An 18,924-nucleotide genomic window follows, 5' to 3' on the forward strand; every position below is an offset into this window, starting at 1 on the left:
GCAATTGTATGAATGAATATGTAAAAAAACAAAATATCAGAGTGATATGGACTAAAATAAGAACCTTTTTTCAAAAACCTGATCATGTCATCTTAGTGATATTTGGGATCTTATTATCATTCGTGACGATTGTCCCCATGATTACACTTTTAAATGATACCTTTATTATCAGACCGGGCAGTTATGCTCAGTTCATAACCGGAAGAAGTAGCGGATATACAATGGTAAACTGGAAAGACTTATTCTTTGGTGAAGCATCGAGAATGAATCTTTACAGACCAATGCTTAACAGTATTCTATTAGCTGTATTTTCAAGCCTTGGAGCGATTTTGTTTGGAGGAACATTCGCTTATTTAGTAACACGAACCAATATGGCATTTAAAAAATATTTAAGTGCAATCTTTATATTTCCTTACATTATGCCACAATGGACTCTAGCAGTTATATGGCAAAACCTTTTTAAGAGTAATGGTGTCACAGGGGGATCAGACGGATTATTTTCAACATTCTTCAATCTCGATATGCCTTTATGGTGGGTTGAAGGGTTATTTCCTTCAATTGTTATTCTATCCATTCACTATGCACCATTTGCCTATATACTCATAGGCAGTATTTTCAGAAATATGGATTCGAACCTAGAAGAAGCAGCGATTATTATGGACACACCAAAACCTAAGATGTTCTTTAAGATCACACTTCCGATGGTTTATCCAGCCATTCTATCAACCGTATTACTAGTCTTCGCAAGTGCGATGGGTAGTTATCCGGTCCCACATTATTTGAAGCTCGAAACACTCGCTACCAGATATGTTTCATTAGGAGTTAGACGAGCCGGACAAAACAGTATACTTGGGGTATTGATGATGATTTTCGGGGTGTTAATCCTGATTGTCAACCATAGAAATACAAAGAGTAGAAAGAGTTATACGACTGTTACCGGAAAGAGTGGTCAAATCAGTCTTACTAATATTGGAAAATTTTTTAAGTACGCTATACCAGCCGTCTTAATTGTCATTACATTCTTTACATCGATTTACCCTATTCTATCTTTCGCATTAGAAACGTTCTTACCGAACCCTGGGGATTATAGCTTCATTACCCAAGGAAACTTTAAATCCTTGACGACGAAGTGGTGGGTTCATAACAGCATGGAAGAAGCTGGGCTTTATGGACAAATGGGTATCTTATACAACAAGACCATTTGGAATGGTTTCAAAGGCACCGTTATTGTCTCAGGGCTTGCTGCACTGTTTGCCGGAACGATTGGATTATTAATCGGTTATTCAGTCAGTAGGAACCGACGAAGTAAGTTCGCCTTATATGTTAATAACATGGCGTTCTTACCATACTTATTACCAGCATTAGCCGTAGGTATCGCATTCTTCACATTTGGATCAGCTTTAGGTATTTATGATACTTATCTCTTGGTTGTAATCGCCGGAACATTTAAATACATACCATTCGCATCGAGAAGTTCACTGAACTCGATGATGCAAATAAGTTCAGAAATCGAAGAGTCAGCGATGATACTCGGAATACCTTGGCGAAAACGAATGACTCGAATCATCATTCCGATTCAAAAATCGGCTATCCTTAGTGGATTCCTATTGCCGTTCATTACCAGCGTTAGAGAATTAACATTGTTCATGTTACTGGTTAATCAAACTAGATTGAGTACAACCCTATTAAGTTATTACGATGAAATGGGACTATACGCCTTCTCTAGTGGTATTAACTTAATTATTATTGTGTTTATCTTGATACTAAACTTCGTCATTAACAAGTTAACTGGTGCAAGTTTAGATAAAGGTGTAGGAGGAAAATAACATGCCTGAGATTATTTTAAAGAATATAACTAAAAGATGGAACGGATTTTATGCAGTAGATAACCTAAATCTTGTCATAGAAGATAACTCATTTATTACCTTATTAGGACCTTCAGGGTGTGGGAAAACAACGACACTAAGAATGATTGCAGGTCTAGAAACACCAACGGAAGGTAGTATTGAAATTGGCGGCGTTACTGTATTTGATAGTGAAAAAGGCATTAATATTCCTGCGAATAAACGCAAAGTAGGGTTCTTATTCCAAAACTACGCTTTATGGCCAAATATGACCGTGTATGAAAATATCTCTTTTGGGTTAAAGAACATTAAAGAAGAACTGCCAGTATACGATTTCGTGATTATGAACAATAACAGAATGATTGAGATTCTAAATAGAGCCCAAGAGTTTAAAATGATCATTGAAGATGCACTAGATGCTGATGGGAAACTCGATATTAAAGTTGCAAAACTTAAACTGATTGATAAGTATCAAATATCACTCTACACTGCTAATACATTGATGAATTACTATCAAAGTAAGAACTTTGACACTAAAGAAATCATCACGAATCTATTAAGTGCGAACAATAAACGCATTGAAGATTACAAAGCTAAACACATTTCAATCGCAGATGATTACCGTCTAATCAAAGAAGGTAAGATTATGGTAAAAGAAAGACGTCTAGATAAAGAAGAAATTGATTTAAGAGTTAGAGAAGTCTCCCGTATCGTTAAGATTGGAATGTTTATGGATCGATATCCAAATGAACTATCTGGTGGGCAACAACAACGTGTTGCCATCGCAAGAACACTTGCGCCAAAACCACAAGTATTGTTCATGGATGAACCATTATCAAACCTTGATGCGAAATTAAGACTTGAAATGAGAACAGAACTTCAAAGACTTCATATTGAAACAAACTCAACATTTATTTATGTTACCCATGACCAACTTGAAGCCATGACACTCTCAACGAAGATTTGCCTAATGAATAACGGATTACTTCAACAAAATGCCAAACCATTAAGCATCTATGAAAAACCAACGAACTTATTCGTAGCTGATTTCATTGGAACCCCTTCAATCAACTTAATCAATGCACACGGCATCTATCAAGACAATGCCTTCAATTTAACCGTATGGGATGATCACACCATCAAATTCATACCAAAAGACTTCAATAATTATGAAAAATGGTTCAAAGAATCCTTAGAAGCGTTAAATGAAGATAAGAAGAAACAATACAAGGTTGAAAAGGTTAATAAAGACACACCATTCCCATATCAAATCGCTAAGATTACTGAAGACTATATGAGTCACAAAGAAGATAACCTTCTTTCAGAAAATGACTTTGTTATCGGGGTTAGACCAGAGTTTCTAAACATTCATGAAAAAGGAGCATTCTCAGGCGAAATATACTCCTCAATGCCTACTGGTATGGAAACTACCGTTCGCATAAATATTGGAAACTACCTATTAACAGGCGTTGTATTCGGCGATGTTACGTTTGAAATCGGAATGAAGATCAACTTTGATCTAGACACCTCAAATCTATTACTTTTCTCAAGAAAAACACAAAGAATGATATGTAAGGGTGAATTAGTCGTTTCAGAAGATAACTAAACCCTAAAAAAGACTATGTTCAAGATAGAAATCATTAATGATTTCTATCTTTTTCTTAGCCTCTATTATTATGAACAATAGGGGAGAAATACATGGTATAATAAGGATAGCAAATATTGGGCTTTGCCCATACTAAAAGCGTTATATGAAATGATTAAATTTGAGTTAGGTATAAGAGATTAGCTTATACTTGAGGTGATAATATGTTAGACTACAAGGATAATTATTTACTAAAACAACTCGTCGACTCGGACTCGATTTTTACGATTGCAGATGTACAAAAAACACTAGGAATGTCTCAAAGAAGCATTTACTACTCATTAGAAAGAATCAATGACTATTTAGCTAGATTAGACTTACCTATGATCCTCAATAAACGAAGCGTAGGATTGTTGATTCATGATAAAGTTGTTGAATACATCAAAAAATCTGATTCATCGATTAAAAGTGAATACATCTATACAAGTCAGGAACGTAACAACCTTCAGGTATTAAGAATCCTGCTTGCCTCAGAATATATAAACATTGGGTCTTTAATGGATGATTTTAATGTCTCAAGAAGCACGATTATTAAAGATTTAAGAGAAATCAGAAACATTGTTTCCGAATATAACCTTGTATTAGAATTTAACATTGAACGTGGTTATGAAATTCAAGGCAATGAGATTCAGAAGCGTAGCCTAATTCTTATGATCAGCTCAGAATATGGGTACTTATTAGATATGAACAAAACAGACTACTATAACCAGTCTGATGTGGATAAGTTAGTGGATCTTTTTACAGAAGTAGAAGAAAAACTCAACATTATTTATGTTAGAAGTACGCTCCATCAATTGGCGGTATTGTTGGCAATTCTATTAAAGAATGAACGTCCACAAGTCGAATTTGAACCTGAAGATCAAGTGCTATTCACAGAGACCAATGAATACAAAATCGTCTCAGAAATCTTCAAAGACACGATCAATCCCAATGAGTATTTATATTTGGTATTACACTTATCTGCACTCCGTGTTCAGTACAGTGGTAATAGCCCTGTAACCAAAGAAGATAAATACATTGTAGAACTCGTTAATTTTATGATTAATGAATTCTATAATCTTACCTTGATTAACTTTAAGAATAAAGAAGAACTCTATAACAATCTTTACATGCATATGAAACCTGCATTATTCAGATTTAAATATGGAATTAACTATAGTAATGAACTTAAGAGTCAAATCATTAAAGAGTTCTCTCAAGTTTATAGAATCACAAAGATCATCTGTAAGAAACTAGAGAAGATCATTGACTATATCATTACAGAAGACGAGATTACTTACATTGCCATTCATTTTGGCGCTCTAATTGAGAAGGAACAACAAATCATTGCCCACCCGAGAATTCTTTTAGTGTGTTTAAATGGGAAAGCTTTAGTAAGAAACCTAAGAAGAGAACTAGAAAGTATGACTAAAGACGTCGTAATTATCGATGCTTTTAGAATGCAGGACGTCATGAGTCTTAAAGATAAGGTTGATTACATTATCTCGACAGAACCGCTTAAAGACATCATTACTAAGGCTAAGACAATGGTCATCAATCCGATTTTGAATGATAGAGAGCGTTATGGCATCATTAATTTCTTAGGATTAAGCAATGTCTCCATTTACAATCTTGATATCGTGGATAACATAATGAAAGATCTCGAAGAGTATATTGATGAATCTAAATATGGTGAGGTTAGAGACATCATAAAAGGTCACTTAAAAAAATAAAACCGCAGATTTGCGGTTTTTTTCATTTTTAGGCTAATTGTAAGTTTCGCTTGTTCGTGAATATGCCTAAGAGATTAATAATAGAAATCATTAAGATAAAGAATGTCCCAATAGCAATACTTGTAATAAACAACAAGGATATCACTGACCAAATCAATGGCTCTATCATTGCAAGAATCTTTCTTGTCATAATAATGCCCTCTTTGACTGTTTTAATTCTAGTATGAAATGATTTACTATACTATCAATTATTACGTTATTAATGTCAACTTTTAGTTGCAATCATTCAAAACATAACCCCTAATATGTGCTTTCAAGTAATTCATACGTTTTTATTAGGGTTAATAAATAAAGTACCACATAGGGTACTCTAGTTTATATTGATTTGGTATAACAACGTCTTCGTCTATGGTTGATGTAGTCAAAGTCTTTCCATTGTGCTTGAATGGCTAGATTGGTTTCTAATTCTGGACCTGTTTCTGCGTATTGAATCTTACGTTTCATTGCTTCATTGATGCCGTCTTCTAACATTAGGGCAGGCAATCCTTTGCCTTGGTGTTTAGGATCTACTGCAATAAAATACAAATCCACCACATCATGTTTCTTTAATGCTCTTAAGATTCTAAGGAAACCAAAGGGAAATAAACGTCCATTATTTTTCTTATTAGCATTTGCGAGAGATGGCATCATTAAGCCAAATCCTGCAACATTATCCTCTGTATCTAAAACAAACCATAAGTAGTCTAGTTTGACGATGGATATCATTTGCTTGATATAGTAATCCATTACACGATCACTGATGGGATGAAACCCATAAAGCTCATTGAAGGCAACATTATACATGTTAAATGCTGGGTATATATACTTATAGATTTCTTTTCTTTTTTTACACTTTACAAGTTTAAACCCATATCTTCGCTGTGTGATATCCGCGACTTTACTAATCTTCTCAGGGATTGAAGTAAGCATGATTCTTTTCTCTATCCAATCAGCATCTTTAACGAACCCTAGTTGTTCTAGATGTTCGTGATAGTATTTAGGGTTCCAGATGGTAATAAACATGTTTAAGTATTCAAAACCGTCAACGAGCATCCCCATACGGTCTAAATCAGTAAATCCAATAGGACCAATGAGTGTATCCATTCCGAATGACTTATTCCAGGCTGTTACAGCCTCTATTAAGGCTTTGGTGACTTCGATATCATCAATCATATCAATACGCGAGAAACGGCCGATTTTGGTGTTATTGGCTTCGTTCCATTTGTGATTTATAATCCCTGCAACACGTCCTACTAGAATGTTATCTTTATATGCTAGAAAGCACTGCGACTCACAGTATTCATGGGCTGGATTCTTAGCCTTATTGAATACATTCATTTCATCTATAGATAAAGCTGGAACAAAACTAGGCTCATGTTTGAATAGTTTATTTGGGAATTCTGTGAATCGTCTTAAGTCTTTTTTTGATTGTACTAATTTGATTTTAATCATTACTTAACCTCGCACATATTTAGTCTTATTTTATCACATAATAAATTGAATGAGATAGTTAATTGTGCTATCATAATGGCGAAAGCCGAAATAGCTCAGTTGGTAGAGCAGCTGTCTCGTAATCAGCAGGTCATAGGTTCGAGTCCTATTTTCGGCACCACTATTGATATAAAATAACTATTTAGGAAAGTTTGATATGATCCCCTTAAAGTAGACACTACAAATAATTAAAGTTTGTGGAAGTTTACAGAGTGGGGATTTTTCATTATGTCAAGAACATCAAGATTCAGTAAGCAAACAAGACTCAAAAAGAAACGATAACACATTCTTTAGTATTAAAACTATACGTGAAAGAAGAGATGAGGACGAGAATAGAGAAGACATTCCATATATTTCAAATATAATGTTTTAGGTAATCATATTTATTATTACAATAGCACTATTTGGATGTTGACAAGTGATATTTTATAATCTATACTAAAGATAGTCCGGCAAGGTAAAGGAATTATTTCCTCAAAGTAATTGAGTAACGCGATTTGTATATTAACTCTTTCGGGAAGCGGGAGTTAATATGCTTAAAGTCTTACAAGTACTATTTTGATTTAATAAGACCTAATAAAGGGATAAGTGCACCTATATAGAGGTATTCCTATTCCATCGGGAGGTCTTTTTTTATTTTCTCGGACGAAAAGGAGGAAATACAATGAATGATTTAAAAGAACACATCGATGATGTACAAAGGAAATGTAGTTACTATTTTAAGAACACAGATTTGTTGCTTCAAGCTTTCACAAGAAAGTCGTATTCAGCTGAATTTGGTGGGGAAAACAATGAGGTTCTAGAGTTTTTGGGTGATAGGGTACTAGATTTTTACGTGACCAAAGTCATCGCTGAAAGATATGGATTGTTCAAATCTCAAGCGCGTACATTTAATGAAGAGGATAGAGACGAGTACCTCATCAGGAATTATCTGAATGAACAACACTTTACTGATTTAAAAAAAGAACTAGTTAATAATGCATATCTTGCTAGAAGAATAGAAGAGTTAGATTTCAAGACAATGATGTATTTGGGACAAAGTGATTTAGATAATCAAGTATGGAATCAAGAAAAGGTTAAAGCTGACCTATTCGAAGCGATTTTAGGTGCTATTGCAATCGACAGCAATTGGAATCCAGATGAACTCCAAAACTCTGTGGAAATCATGCTTCAAATTGATGATCAATTACATGATGTAGAAGATGGCATGGATGAGTTAAAAGAAAATCTAACACAGGATAATGCAGTAAGCACACTTAAAGAATTGGCTGAAAGCGGGAGATGCTCTATTCCAATCTACGAATTTCCCGATGAGCAAGTCTACGTTGATGGGGAGTATAAGTGGTCATGCACTTGTTATGTTAGAAGCTGGTCAATTCAAAAAACAGCACTCTCTTCATCAAAAAAAGGTGCTAAGAAATATGCAACATATTTAGTTTTATGTGATCATTTTGGTATCGATTCTAAAGAGAAAATGTAAGATAAAATAGTTTCTAAATGGTACTTGGATTGGTATTATTTATTGAATAAGCAGTGACTATAATGCTTCCCAGATAATCCGACTTATAGTTAGCTTCCTAATTCAAGTACCATTGGACATCAATTAATATAAGTCATCGCTTTTATGTCAATTAAGTGGACACGATAAGTTAGCATTTCAGTTATAAAAGGATTTTAGAACCGTAGGGACTACGGGGATAGCCTATTGAGTCACTGGTGGGTACATCGGTTTGGATAGGAAGCCCCCACTTCGATTAAGTGGTGGATAGTTCACTAAAGACGATGTTGTTGTTACCGGTGGAAGCTTACAGACAATTAACCCATTACCATTTCTTTCAAGCGTAGGAAACAGCAATAATTCTGACATTAAAGACAGAGAGCTAATTGGTACCTGGGCATTTGATATCATTGGTTACTACGAGGAATTGCCTAACAAAGATTTAAAAGAGTTTATAGGATTAAACCTTTCAAATACTAGCTACAAGTTATAAATATTAGTCTCATTTCAAGAAATAAAATAGCCAATCCAAAATTGGTATAAAAAAAAGATGTCAAACTGGTTAATAACAGTTTTTGACATCTTTTTATCTTATATTGAGTTATTATACCCAAGAGTCTCCCCACTTAGAGATTTCTTCCATAATAGGTTTTAAAGCATATCCTTTTTTAGTTAAGGTATACTCTATTCTAACAGGCATTTCTGGGTATACAGATCTACTAACAATATCTAGTGATTCAAGTTCTTTTAATCTGAGAGATAAAACCCGACCACTAATTTTGATTTCATTTTCAAGTTCATTAAATCGTTTTGGACCATTCATAAGTTGATTGACAATTAGACCTGTCCATCTTTTACCAAGTACTTGGAAAGCACTCTCGAATTTTGCACAAATTGCTTTTTCCATTTTTATCACCGCTTATATTATACAAGAAAATACTTGATAAGCAAATCACTTTACATCACCAAGTTACAAATATATAATAGGTAACGTAAAGTAACTTACAAGAAGGAGATATAATATGACAAATAATACGTTAAAGATTGGAATTATCTTAGGAAGTACAAGAGACGGTAGAGTTAGCCCAGCAGTAGGCAATTGGGTAAAAGGATTAGCAGACAAACGTACAGATGCTAGTTTCGAAATTGTTGACATCAAATCATTCGGTTTGCCACTTTTAGGGGAATCAGCAGATATGACAGGAATAATGAACTGGAATGCTAAGTTAGCAGAACTAGATGGATTCATTTTCGTAGTATCTGAATACAACCACTCAATTTCTGCAGCGCTCAAGAACGCTTTAGACTCAGCTAGAGACCCTTGGAATAATAAAGCTGCAGGTATTGTATCGTACGGTTCTGCAGGTGGAGCAAGAGCAGCAGAACACTTAAGAACTATTTTAGGTGAACTTCAAGTTGCTGACGTTAGATCACATACACTATTATCATTATTCGAAGATTTCAATCAAACTGGTTTTGCACCAAGAGACCTTCATGAAACTAACATTAATGATATGTTAGATCAACTAATCAAATGGTCTACTGCCTTAAAGCAAGTTAGAGCGTAATGTCAATATAGATTCAAACATAAGCTTAATTATCAGTTGATAGTTAAGCTTATTTTTTTAGGATTATTGTTAATATTTCATATAAGAGTGCTTTAATACGATTAAAGATTGGAGATTAACTATGAAGAAGTCAAATTATGTGGTTCTTGATTATTTCCGGATTTTTGCAGCAATTCTAGTTGTGATGATTCATATACCTCCATTTAAAACCTTTGAGATAGATGGGACTATCTACACAAATATAGATTTCTTTATTTCTCATGTGTTGGCTAGAATTGCGGTCCCATTTTTCTTTATTGCTTCTGGATTCTTTCTTTTTAATAGTTTTGAGGGTTGATTGACTTCATTAGAGGGATTTATCAAGAAAGTTCTAGAATCAGAAACACCTTATACAAAAGAACAACTTCTTATGGCAAAAAGTAGTCTTATGACAAATAGTATGCCGAAGAACTTATGATAACCCTCCATCCTATTTATTCCTATATAATGTACATTTCGAACTATTCACTCAGAAACCTATATACTAATGAAATTTAGCGTTTTCATTTTCTAGGTTTCTTTTTTTACCGTCATAAAGGGGAAAAACTTACAAAAAAGTTAAAAATGATATTGGAAACCTGAATATAATGTGATATGATTAATGTGTCGAAAACGATTATCAGAGATTTACTTCATTTATTTTTTTCTAAGTATATAGATGATACCCACTACATAGAGATTTCTGACTATAAACACCTATAATTAACTTTTTTTTGCGGTTTTTCTTAGAAAGTGTATTTATTATAATGCTAACGACGGTAATTTCCGTTTAGAATAGAAAAGGAGAATAAAACAATGAAAAGATTTATGGCTTTACTTTTAGTTTTAACTGTGACTTTCGCATTAGTTGGATGTCAAAAAGAAAAAGGAGACTACAAAGCTGGTATGTACTATGCTTCTACATCAGGCAACCAAAGCACTTTCGGTGTTATGTTTGTAAATGAAGATGGTAAAATTGAAGATATGTTCATTGACTCTGTATACTTAAAGGCATCTGAAAATGGTGGCGTATCATGGACTTCTTATGGCAACCCTGCAACAGGTTATGCAACTACAAAAATGGCTTTAGACAATGGTTGGGGCTATCATATGTTCTATGCAGATTATGCAAAATCAACAACCACTCCAACTGAAGAAGGTTATAAAGCATGGTTAAAGTCTAACAATAAGTTAGAATGGTTCGAACAAGTTCGTCTAATCATCGACCAAGTTATCGAATTACAAGATTTACCAAGCAAGACTGCTGGTAAATATGATGCACCTGCTGGCGCAACAATCACTGTTGACAGCTACTATGCAGTAATCAAAGATTTATTAGAACAAGCTAGAAAATAATTCTGATTGATTCAATTTAAAGAACAAGATCCTATTTCACTTTCTGAAATAGGATTTTTTTTATTAAAATGTGTGAATATTGAATAAATTATTCTATAACTTCAAAAAAGTGTTACAATAATCCAAAAGAGGTGTTGAAATGAATAAAAAACTTATCAAATCCAATTTCTATGAAGCTGTAAACGGCTCATGGTTAGAAAGTGCAGTGATACCCAATGATCAACCTGCAATGTCAGCCTTTCTTGAACTGAATCTAGGTATCGAAAAAACTCTAATGGGTTTAACAAACGAATGGTTATCTAAAGAGAACTTAAGTGATAACTTAAAGAAGTACATTAAGCTTTATAAAATGACGAATGATTTCGACAAAAGAAATGAACTAGGATCGAAACCATTTAGACATGTATTAAATAGACTTAATGATTTGAAGAGTCTAAAAGACCTTGAGAAGTCATTCTGTGACTTTAGCCTTGAATCAATTGAAATGCCTTTTGGCGTAATGGTAATGTCTGACTTTATGAATAGTATTAATCAAGTACTCTATTTTGGGGCAGCTGATTTATTCTTACCAGACACAACATACTATCAGGAAGAAGCCACTAAGAAACAGTTGATCGAGTTATTTACTGGTACAACCTCACATATATTATCATTATTAGGATTTACTGATGAAGAGTGTTCAAGATTACTAAATGAAGCATTGGCTTTTGACGAGTTATTGGTGCCTGTTACTAAATCAAGCGTGGAAAATGCCGATTATGTAAAACTTTATAACCCTTATGAACGTAAGGATATCGCTAGTCTAACATCAAATTTTGATTTGATGGGTTCGATTGAAAAATTAGTTAAACAACCAGTTTCAAAAATGATTATTATGAATCCTGACTTCTTAAAAGCATTTGACACTATCATTTCTGAAGAAAACTTCCATCTAATTAAATCATGGATGATTGTTTCAAACGCACTTTCATTTGCTAGTCATTTAACGGATGAACTGAGAATAGCGGGAGGCGCTTATAGACGTGCTCTATCAGGCGTTCAAGAAGCACAATCAAAAGAAAAATTCGCTTTTTATCAAGCCTATAATCAATTTAGTCAAGTTGTAGGATTGTATTATGGTGAAAATTTCTTTGGTCCTCTAGCAAAACGAGATGTTGAATCCATGGTTAGAGAAATGATCGAAGTTTATAAAGAACGCATTCGAAATAACGATTGGCTAAACGATCAAACAAAAGAAAAAGCCATCTTAAAACTTAAAACCCTTACCGTTCATGTTGGATATCCAGAAGAAATCCCACCATATTACGATATGTTTTCGATCGATGGATATGAAAATGGATCTGATTTAGTCCTAGAACGTTTGAAAATGACAAGAATCAAAAACGAATTAGAATATCAAAAATACAACAAACCAATTAATCGTAATATTTGGAGTATGCCAGCAAGCATGGTTAATGCTTATTACAATCCAACCAATAATCAAATTGTATTCCCAGCAGCCATTCTTCAAAAACCATATTACAGCTTAGATCAAGCGCCTTCTGAAAACTATGGCGGTATCGGTGCAGTTATGGCACATGAAATATCACACGCATTTGATAACAATGGTGCGAAATTTGACGAAACAGGTTCATTAAACAACTGGTGGCTTGAGTCCGACTTAGAAGCATTCAATCAAAAAGCAGAAGCAATGATCAAACTCTTTGATGGTGTGGAAACAGGCTTTGGCGCATGTAATGGGACATTAACCGTTTCAGAAAACATCGCAGATAGCGGCGGATTACGATGCGCATATGTAGCAAGTTTAAAACACAAAGACCATGATGCGGATAAATTCTTCCAAAACTGGGCTCGTGTTTGGAGAAATAAAACGTCCCTAGAGTTTGCACAATTGCTACTTAGAATTGACGTACACGGACCAAGCATCTTAAGAGCGAACATGCAATTAAGTAATATGCCTGAATTCTTAGAATTCTATGATATGAAAGAAGAAGATTCAATGTATTTAGATCCTAAAAAAGCAGTCTCAATTTGGTAAAAAATAACGGAATCTCGCGGGATTCCGTTTGTTTTTTTAGAATATGTATTGTCTGTTGTCCATCACCATGAATAAGGAGATATTGATTAATGATAGTGTTCTAGATAATGATTTATTCGCAGCACCACCAAAATATAAATCTACTAATTCTGGGTGATCGATGAATGGGTTTCTGTTATTTTGAATGCCATAGATACGGTCGTTTCTTTCGATTTCGAAATCATCAACTGGATCTAAATCATGCCATTCTAAGAACATTTGAAGATTTCCAACAACGTTTAGTGATAAGTTGTAACGGATTGAGATGTATAATACGATTCTCGCAACGTCACCAATGTGTTTATCGCCAGGATACCAAGATCCACCATTGTTTTTGTAAGGTTGAGTTCCTGTGAATGCTTTACCATCTTCTCCAAAAGGCATGTTACCTCTTGCAGAGTTTGTACTTACAACAGCAGCTCTTAAGTTATGAAGGTCATCTTTTGTTGAACCTAGTTTAGATTGTGGCCAAACGTGTTCTCTATTTCCGTATGCTCCAAGTCCTTCATAGATTAAGCTATATTGAGAACCTACTTTGTCTACGGATTTAACTTCACTTGTTGAACCAGTTGCTTTACCAGTACTTGCGATTAAACTCTTAAGTTCTTGGTTAAGGTTAGCGCCCATTAAACCGTTAAGGCGTGAGTAATACCCTTCATAAACCCCTTGTTCGATTTCTTTTCTAACAAATAGTGTATAAATAACAGATACAGATGAATCATTAGATAAGGATACTTTAATATCGTAATTACCTGGTTCATTTAACTTAACAGCAGACGTATCAACTACTAAGAATTGAGTGAAAACTTCACCAAAACCATTTTTAGCAGTGATGCCTTCTAAATAGTTAGGAAGTGCGTCACCCATAATGTAGTTCTTGTTAACAGCGCCATAAATGCTAATGATTTCTGGACTCTTTGGTCTTGCTTCAATTAAACTTCTGCTTGTAAATAAGAATTGTGCTTTACCAGCATATTGACCAACTGTAACGTTGAATAGATTAACGATATCACCAACTTTGATTTGATCAAATTGATTAGAAGGATTATTAACACGTGTATCAAGTCTAACAAAAGTAGTCTCACCGGCAGCGTTCTTTAAGTAAAGTTCAATTGCATTATTTGGTGTTTCTTTTGAAGTTACTTCTAAATCGCGGTAAGTAACGATATTAGCTTCATACAAGATAACGTCATCGAATTCTAATGAATATCCAGTTAAATCAATACCTTCAGGTAATGATCGATCACTGAGTGTTTCAACGATTGTAGGAGATGCGATTTGAACTAATCCTTGGTAAATATCAATTTTACCTTCGATAACGTATTCTTTACCAATTACTAGGCCAGTGTTATTTCTCATGTAAACAGGAATAGCACCTGTAGAATCTTGGATAGTAAAGTTACCGTTAGACATTAAACTTGTAATAACACCTTGTACTTTTACGGCAGATCCTTGTGCTTGTAATCTAGCTTCAGAGATCGGTGTATGACTGCTTACTGGGAAGTCAATTTTCTTTAATACTGTAACGTTAAATTTCTTTGAGAATGATAAATGGTCTACTACTGTAACGGTTAGTTCAACGATTACATTCTCAGATTGTCTTGTAACAACCCCAGTAGATGAAATGGCTGAATGATTGCTTGACCATACCAGATTCACACCTGAAAGAGATGTTGGTAATACTAGATTATTGATTGTTTCATTAGGAATAACAATGGTATCTAATATTGCATCATAATCTGGAGTAACAACTTCAGCCTTAATGACGTTTACTTCAAAGGTTGCTTCATAGGTTTTTCCACCAAAAAGAATACTTGCAGTTAAGGTAACTACAGTATCGTCAGCTTGACGTGTAATGACACCTGTATTGGAAATGACACTAGCATTGGATGAACTCCATACTACGTCTAAGTCTAAGTAAGATGATTTAAGACTTAGGTTCTCCTCAGTTTCTAATGGCATCGATAAAAATGTCTTAAATGCATCTAAATCAAATGTAGGTTCTACCACAGGTAATTTAGCTAAGGTGATCGGAAACGATTTTGTGAGTGTTTCTTTACCGACTTTATATGAAGCGGTAATTGTAACGAGTGTGTCTGTTGCTTGACGGGTAATAACGATTTTATTACCTTCAATTTTAGCGAATTCGCTATCGCTTGACCAGCTAATATCTATCCCATCGATTTTAACTGGAATTTGTAAATCATTCGATACAGAATCCTTGTGATCGGTTTCACTGTATTGAATCGCTATACTGTCTGTTATATCGGTGATATCTGCTTCTGTACAGCCCACCAAAAACAGCACGGTAAGTAAAACAAAAAACTTAATGTACTTCATTTTGTGCCCTCTTTCTTTTTTTCAGTTAAATGCATTATATCATAGATGATTGTAAAAACATATAAGAATTAAAGTACTTATGAAAGGGTTTTTAGATAACGTTAAAAATGTTTCAATATAAAGTACAAAAAAACTGCAAAAACGTTTTACTTTGTAGAGGGACATTGATAATCGTGCTTATTTTGGAGTAAAATATAAGAGAGGGATAAATATGAAAAAAACTTTGAATATTCTTTATGCTTTATGTTTTATTACAGTAGTAGGCATAATATCGTTCGGTGCTTTTTGGTTATTTTATGCACTCATTACTATGTTGTTAGAAAATACAATCTATAAAGACAACATACATTTGCTTCCGCAAGGAAAACTCAGAAATACATTAGCCTTATTACTTGTGTTATTCGCAGTCATAATGACCAATGGTATGAAGTCTGACTTGGTAAAAGCCATTATTAGTGTGCCTGTATTTTCAGTGCTATTCATCGCCATTTTCCTGCAATTTTATGAGACTGTTTTTATTGCAGTATCTATCATATTGGCGATTGCAGTAATTGCTTTATTATACCTATATAAAAACCACAAAATCTGGTTTTACTATTATGGGGTAATTTTATCCGTCATTGTATCACTAGCCTACGGATGGCCTCGATAAAGGAGTACTTATGAAAGAAACTGATTTATACCTCCCATGTAAGCTACTACTTGAATCTTTAGGATATGAAGTTAAAGCAGAAGTACTACAAACAGACATCACAGCAATCAAAGAGGAACATATCATCGTCATTGAGTTAAAACTGAAGATATCACTTAAGCTCATTTATCAAGCAATTGATCGTCAAAAAATAGCGGATAAAGTATATATTGCCCTACCTAAAACTGCTGTAAGCTCACAGAGAAGTACATTCAAACACTTTGCTAATCTATTAAAACGACTTGAGATTGGGTTGATTGTGGTTGATAAAGATAAGACAGAGGTACTAATAGAGACATTCGGATTTGATTTAAAACGAAGCATATCTTCAAGTAAGAAAAACAAAGAAAAACTGCTAAAGGAGTTTTCCTTAAGACAAAGCACCCAAAATGTCGGTGGTACTAATGGTAAAAAGATGACTCATTATCGCGAAAAAGTCATAGAAATTGCTAAGTATCTCGATGAGTTTGGCGAGAAGTCACCAAAAGAAATCATTGCCTTTACAGGGATTAAAGACACTCCAAATATTCTTAGAAAAAACTATTACTTATGGTTTGTGAATGTTGAAAGAGGCATTTATAAGCTCTCAGAGATTGGTAAACGCGATTTAGAAACATACAACAAAGATAGACTATCCGATTAGGGTAGTTTTTTTATTTTTATCGAAAGCCACTACACAAAACGATTATATAGTAAGAAAACGGTTACTAACATGATATAATAAGACTACATAAAAAACGATAAGGAGTATTACAGTATGAGTATTAGATTTAAAAAAGGCATTATTGCCATCTTTGTTATGACAATGATGCTGTTTTTGTATGCTTGTGACAAGAAAGAAGTCAAAGTAGATCAATTTTACCAGATTACATTCGATACATCTGGGGGCTCTTTAATCGATCCAATCGAATTAAAGGCTAATGAAAAAATCACATTACCAAAAGATCCTATCAAGGATGGCTACACATTCGCAGGATGGAATCAAGAAATCGAATTAATGCCATTAAAAGACATTGTTTTAAAGGCGATATGGGAACCTAAAACGTATACGATTACGTTTGACTCAGATGGCGGGTCTGAAGTGAATTCGATAGAAGCACTTTACTTAAGTGATATAAAGATACCTACACATCCAACTAAAGACGGCTATAGGTTCAAAACATGGGACCAACCGTTCCCTAACACAATGCCTCTAGGTGGGCTTCAATTAAAGGCCGTTTGGGAAGTTATGGAGTATTCAATTACCTTTGATACCGATGGTGGTTCAGTGGTTGATAGCATTAAAGGAGATTTTTTGAGTAGCCTAACGGCACCAATAAACCCAACCAAGGCTGGTTATACATTTGTTTCATGGGATAAAGAGTTCCCGACTACTATGCCTTTAGATGGATTGGCGCTCAAAGCCATTTGGGAAGTAAACACATATAAGATTACTTTTGATACCAAAGGCGGGTCTTTAATCGAAGATATCGAAGCGCCATTTGGAAGTGAGTTAACAACACCACAAAATCCAACAAAAGATGGATACGTTTTTAAAAGATGGGACATGCCATTCCCTTCAATCATGCCAGAAAACGGGTTAAAGCTAACCGCGATTTGGGAAGAAATCATTTTAGAAGATGAAACACTCACTGAAACGTTTGAATTACTTCAATACGAAAAACAGTCCGGTGGAAACTTCAGCGAATATCAAGATTTTGATTGGTTAGGCGATACCTATGTACTTTGGGAAGTTATTAATGGACGTATCGATCTGGGGATGAGTGAAGGCGGAAATGCAGTCACAATCGGTGGATTTGGAAATCTAATAACACAAGCTGGGATGGGCAGAATCTATGGAAACTTAACGGATGGGATTTCATCATTATCGTTCCAAGCCAGATTACCATTTTCTCCACAGTCGACTTATCCACAAGGAAATGGTAGCGACAAAGCCATCAACGTAAAGATCAAAGTTTTCATTAATGACGAACTCATTTCTACCTTACAATTTTCGGATGATAAAGAAGCCAATAAGGGTAAGACCTTCACTATTGAGAATCTAAACATAAAAGGCGACTACTCGCTTTCAATAGAAATTAGTAGTGGACACAGACTAACAGTTGATAATATTAGCTGGCGTACAAACAAAGGTAGTCAAGATGAACAAAACATAGCGACCACTATTGACTTTGAAGATGCTATGATCGATTTTGATAATGAACCTGCAGTACACAATATCGGCGGTATTGACTTTGTAATGAAAGAAGTATATACACTGATCATGCATGCAGATAAAGAGTTACCATACATGACAGAAGCATTAAATGGGGATGTAGTTGCTCGTTTTAGGGGAAACTCGACTAACCCGTTAAGTACACCTACAGCTTATATGTACAATAAAGACGCATTTTTACATGTTTCATCGTTGTCATTTGATACGAGACTGTTTGGCTCATTGACTTATTTCACTTACGAAAGTGAAATTAACATATACTACCTAGACGATACAGTCTCTGACTTTACATTACTTGAAACAATCCGAGGGTTGTCTACAGAGTTTATTAGTCATGAAATTGAAGTAGATAAATCAAATGTCAAAATCAAAATAGAAGTTATTAACGGTACAGTAAATATCGATAATATAGTATATAGCAGCTAAACTC

The 18,924-nt window shown here is 34.4% G+C and carries 16 protein-coding genes and 1 tRNA gene; 12 read left to right on the top strand and 5 right to left on the bottom strand.

Annotated elements, in window-relative coordinates:
- Positions 1-8: 8 nt before the first annotated feature.
- From JN09_RS02545 to JN09_RS02555, 3 genes are all read left to right on the top strand, one after another.
- On the top strand, positions 9-1,826 hold the full coding sequence (locus JN09_RS02545) for an ABC transporter permease (RefSeq protein ID WP_204432333.1): 1,818 nt from the start codon (positions 9-11) through the stop codon (positions 1,824-1,826).
- Position 1,827: 1 nt separating this feature from the next.
- Complete coding sequence (locus JN09_RS02550) at positions 1,828-3,450, top strand: ATP-binding cassette domain-containing protein (protein WP_204432337.1); 1,623 nt, start codon at positions 1,828-1,830, stop codon at positions 3,448-3,450.
- A gap of 203 nt (positions 3,451-3,653) precedes the next feature.
- Positions 3,654-5,201 carry a BglG family transcription antiterminator gene (locus tag JN09_RS02555; RefSeq protein ID WP_204432339.1) on the top strand — a complete coding sequence of 516 codons (1,548 nt, stop codon included), beginning with the start codon at positions 3,654-3,656 and terminating at the stop codon, positions 5,199-5,201.
- Positions 5,202-5,229: 28 nt separating this feature from the next.
- Here the strand turns inward: JN09_RS02555 and JN09_RS02560 are convergent, their stop codons facing one another.
- Positions 5,230-5,391, bottom strand: coding sequence for a hypothetical protein (locus JN09_RS02560; RefSeq protein WP_204432340.1), 162 nt, complete (start codon positions 5,389-5,391; stop codon positions 5,230-5,232).
- 185 nt (positions 5,392-5,576) lie between these two features.
- A complete protein-coding gene (locus tag JN09_RS02565) occupies positions 5,577-6,692 on the bottom strand; it encodes a GNAT family N-acetyltransferase (protein WP_204432342.1) in 1,116 nt (371 codons plus the stop codon).
- An 84-nt stretch (positions 6,693-6,776) separates the two neighbouring features.
- Between JN09_RS02565 and JN09_RS02570 the strand changes: the two genes are divergently transcribed.
- Both JN09_RS02570 and JN09_RS02575 read left to right on the top strand, forming a co-directional pair.
- Positions 6,777-6,852, top strand: a tRNA-Thr gene (locus tag JN09_RS02570).
- Between the two features lie 543 nt (positions 6,853-7,395).
- Positions 7,396-8,211 (top strand): ribonuclease III domain-containing protein, encoded by an 816-nt coding sequence (locus JN09_RS02575; protein WP_204432344.1) that lies wholly within the window; start codon positions 7,396-7,398, stop codon positions 8,209-8,211.
- Between the two features lie 222 nt (positions 8,212-8,433).
- Here JN09_RS02575 and JN09_RS02580 read toward each other — a convergent pair whose 3' ends face one another.
- Positions 8,434-8,598, bottom strand: a complete 165-nt coding sequence (locus JN09_RS02580) for a hypothetical protein (protein ID WP_204432346.1) — start codon at positions 8,596-8,598, stop codon at positions 8,434-8,436.
- A 235-nt stretch (positions 8,599-8,833) separates the two neighbouring features.
- The gene (locus JN09_RS02585) at positions 8,834-9,136 is read right to left on the bottom strand and encodes a winged helix-turn-helix transcriptional regulator (protein WP_204432349.1); all 303 of its coding nucleotides are present in this window, start codon (positions 9,134-9,136) and stop codon (positions 8,834-8,836) included.
- Positions 9,137-9,251: 115 nt separating this feature from the next.
- Between JN09_RS02585 and JN09_RS02590 the strand changes: the two genes are divergently transcribed.
- The 4 genes from JN09_RS02590 (at position 9,252) to JN09_RS02605 (ending at position 13,209) form a co-directional block, all read left to right on the top strand.
- Positions 9,252-9,797, top strand: a complete 546-nt coding sequence (locus JN09_RS02590; protein ID WP_204432350.1) for an NADPH-dependent FMN reductase — start codon at positions 9,252-9,254, stop codon at positions 9,795-9,797.
- 121 nt (positions 9,798-9,918) lie between these two features.
- Entirely contained in the window at positions 9,919-10,134 is a 216-nt protein-coding gene (locus JN09_RS02595) for an acyltransferase family protein (RefSeq protein ID WP_204432351.1), read from the top strand.
- A gap of 497 nt (positions 10,135-10,631) precedes the next feature.
- Positions 10,632-11,171 (top strand): hypothetical protein, encoded by a 540-nt coding sequence (locus tag JN09_RS02600; protein WP_204432352.1) that lies wholly within the window; start codon positions 10,632-10,634, stop codon positions 11,169-11,171.
- Positions 11,172-11,310: 139 nt separating this feature from the next.
- Positions 11,311-13,209, top strand: coding sequence for a M13-type metalloendopeptidase (locus JN09_RS02605; protein WP_204432353.1), 1,899 nt, complete (start codon positions 11,311-11,313; stop codon positions 13,207-13,209).
- Between the two features lie 36 nt (positions 13,210-13,245).
- Here JN09_RS02605 and JN09_RS02610 read toward each other — a convergent pair whose 3' ends face one another.
- Positions 13,246-15,588 carry an endonuclease gene (locus JN09_RS02610; RefSeq protein WP_204432358.1) on the bottom strand — a complete coding sequence of 781 codons (2,343 nt, stop codon included), beginning with the start codon at positions 15,586-15,588 and terminating at the stop codon, positions 13,246-13,248.
- Between the two features lie 211 nt (positions 15,589-15,799).
- Here JN09_RS02610 and JN09_RS02615 point away from each other — a divergent pair, with 211 nt between their 5' ends.
- The 3 genes from JN09_RS02615 (at position 15,800) to JN09_RS02625 (ending at position 18,920) form a co-directional block, all read left to right on the top strand.
- Positions 15,800-16,240 (top strand): hypothetical protein, encoded by a 441-nt coding sequence (locus tag JN09_RS02615; RefSeq protein ID WP_204432360.1) that lies wholly within the window; start codon positions 15,800-15,802, stop codon positions 16,238-16,240.
- A 10-nt stretch (positions 16,241-16,250) separates the two neighbouring features.
- Entirely contained in the window at positions 16,251-16,922 is a 672-nt protein-coding gene (locus tag JN09_RS02620) for a DUF2161 family putative PD-(D/E)XK-type phosphodiesterase (RefSeq protein WP_204432361.1), read from the top strand.
- A 114-nt stretch (positions 16,923-17,036) separates the two neighbouring features.
- Complete coding sequence (locus JN09_RS02625) at positions 17,037-18,920, top strand: InlB B-repeat-containing protein (protein ID WP_204432362.1); 1,884 nt, start codon at positions 17,037-17,039, stop codon at positions 18,918-18,920.
- Positions 18,921-18,924: the final 4 nt, after the last annotated feature.

Origin of the sequence: Paracholeplasma morum, from assembly GCF_016907055.1 — a bacterium.
GTDB lineage: Bacteria > Bacillota_I > Bacilli_A > Acholeplasmatales > UBA5453 > Paracholeplasma > Paracholeplasma morum.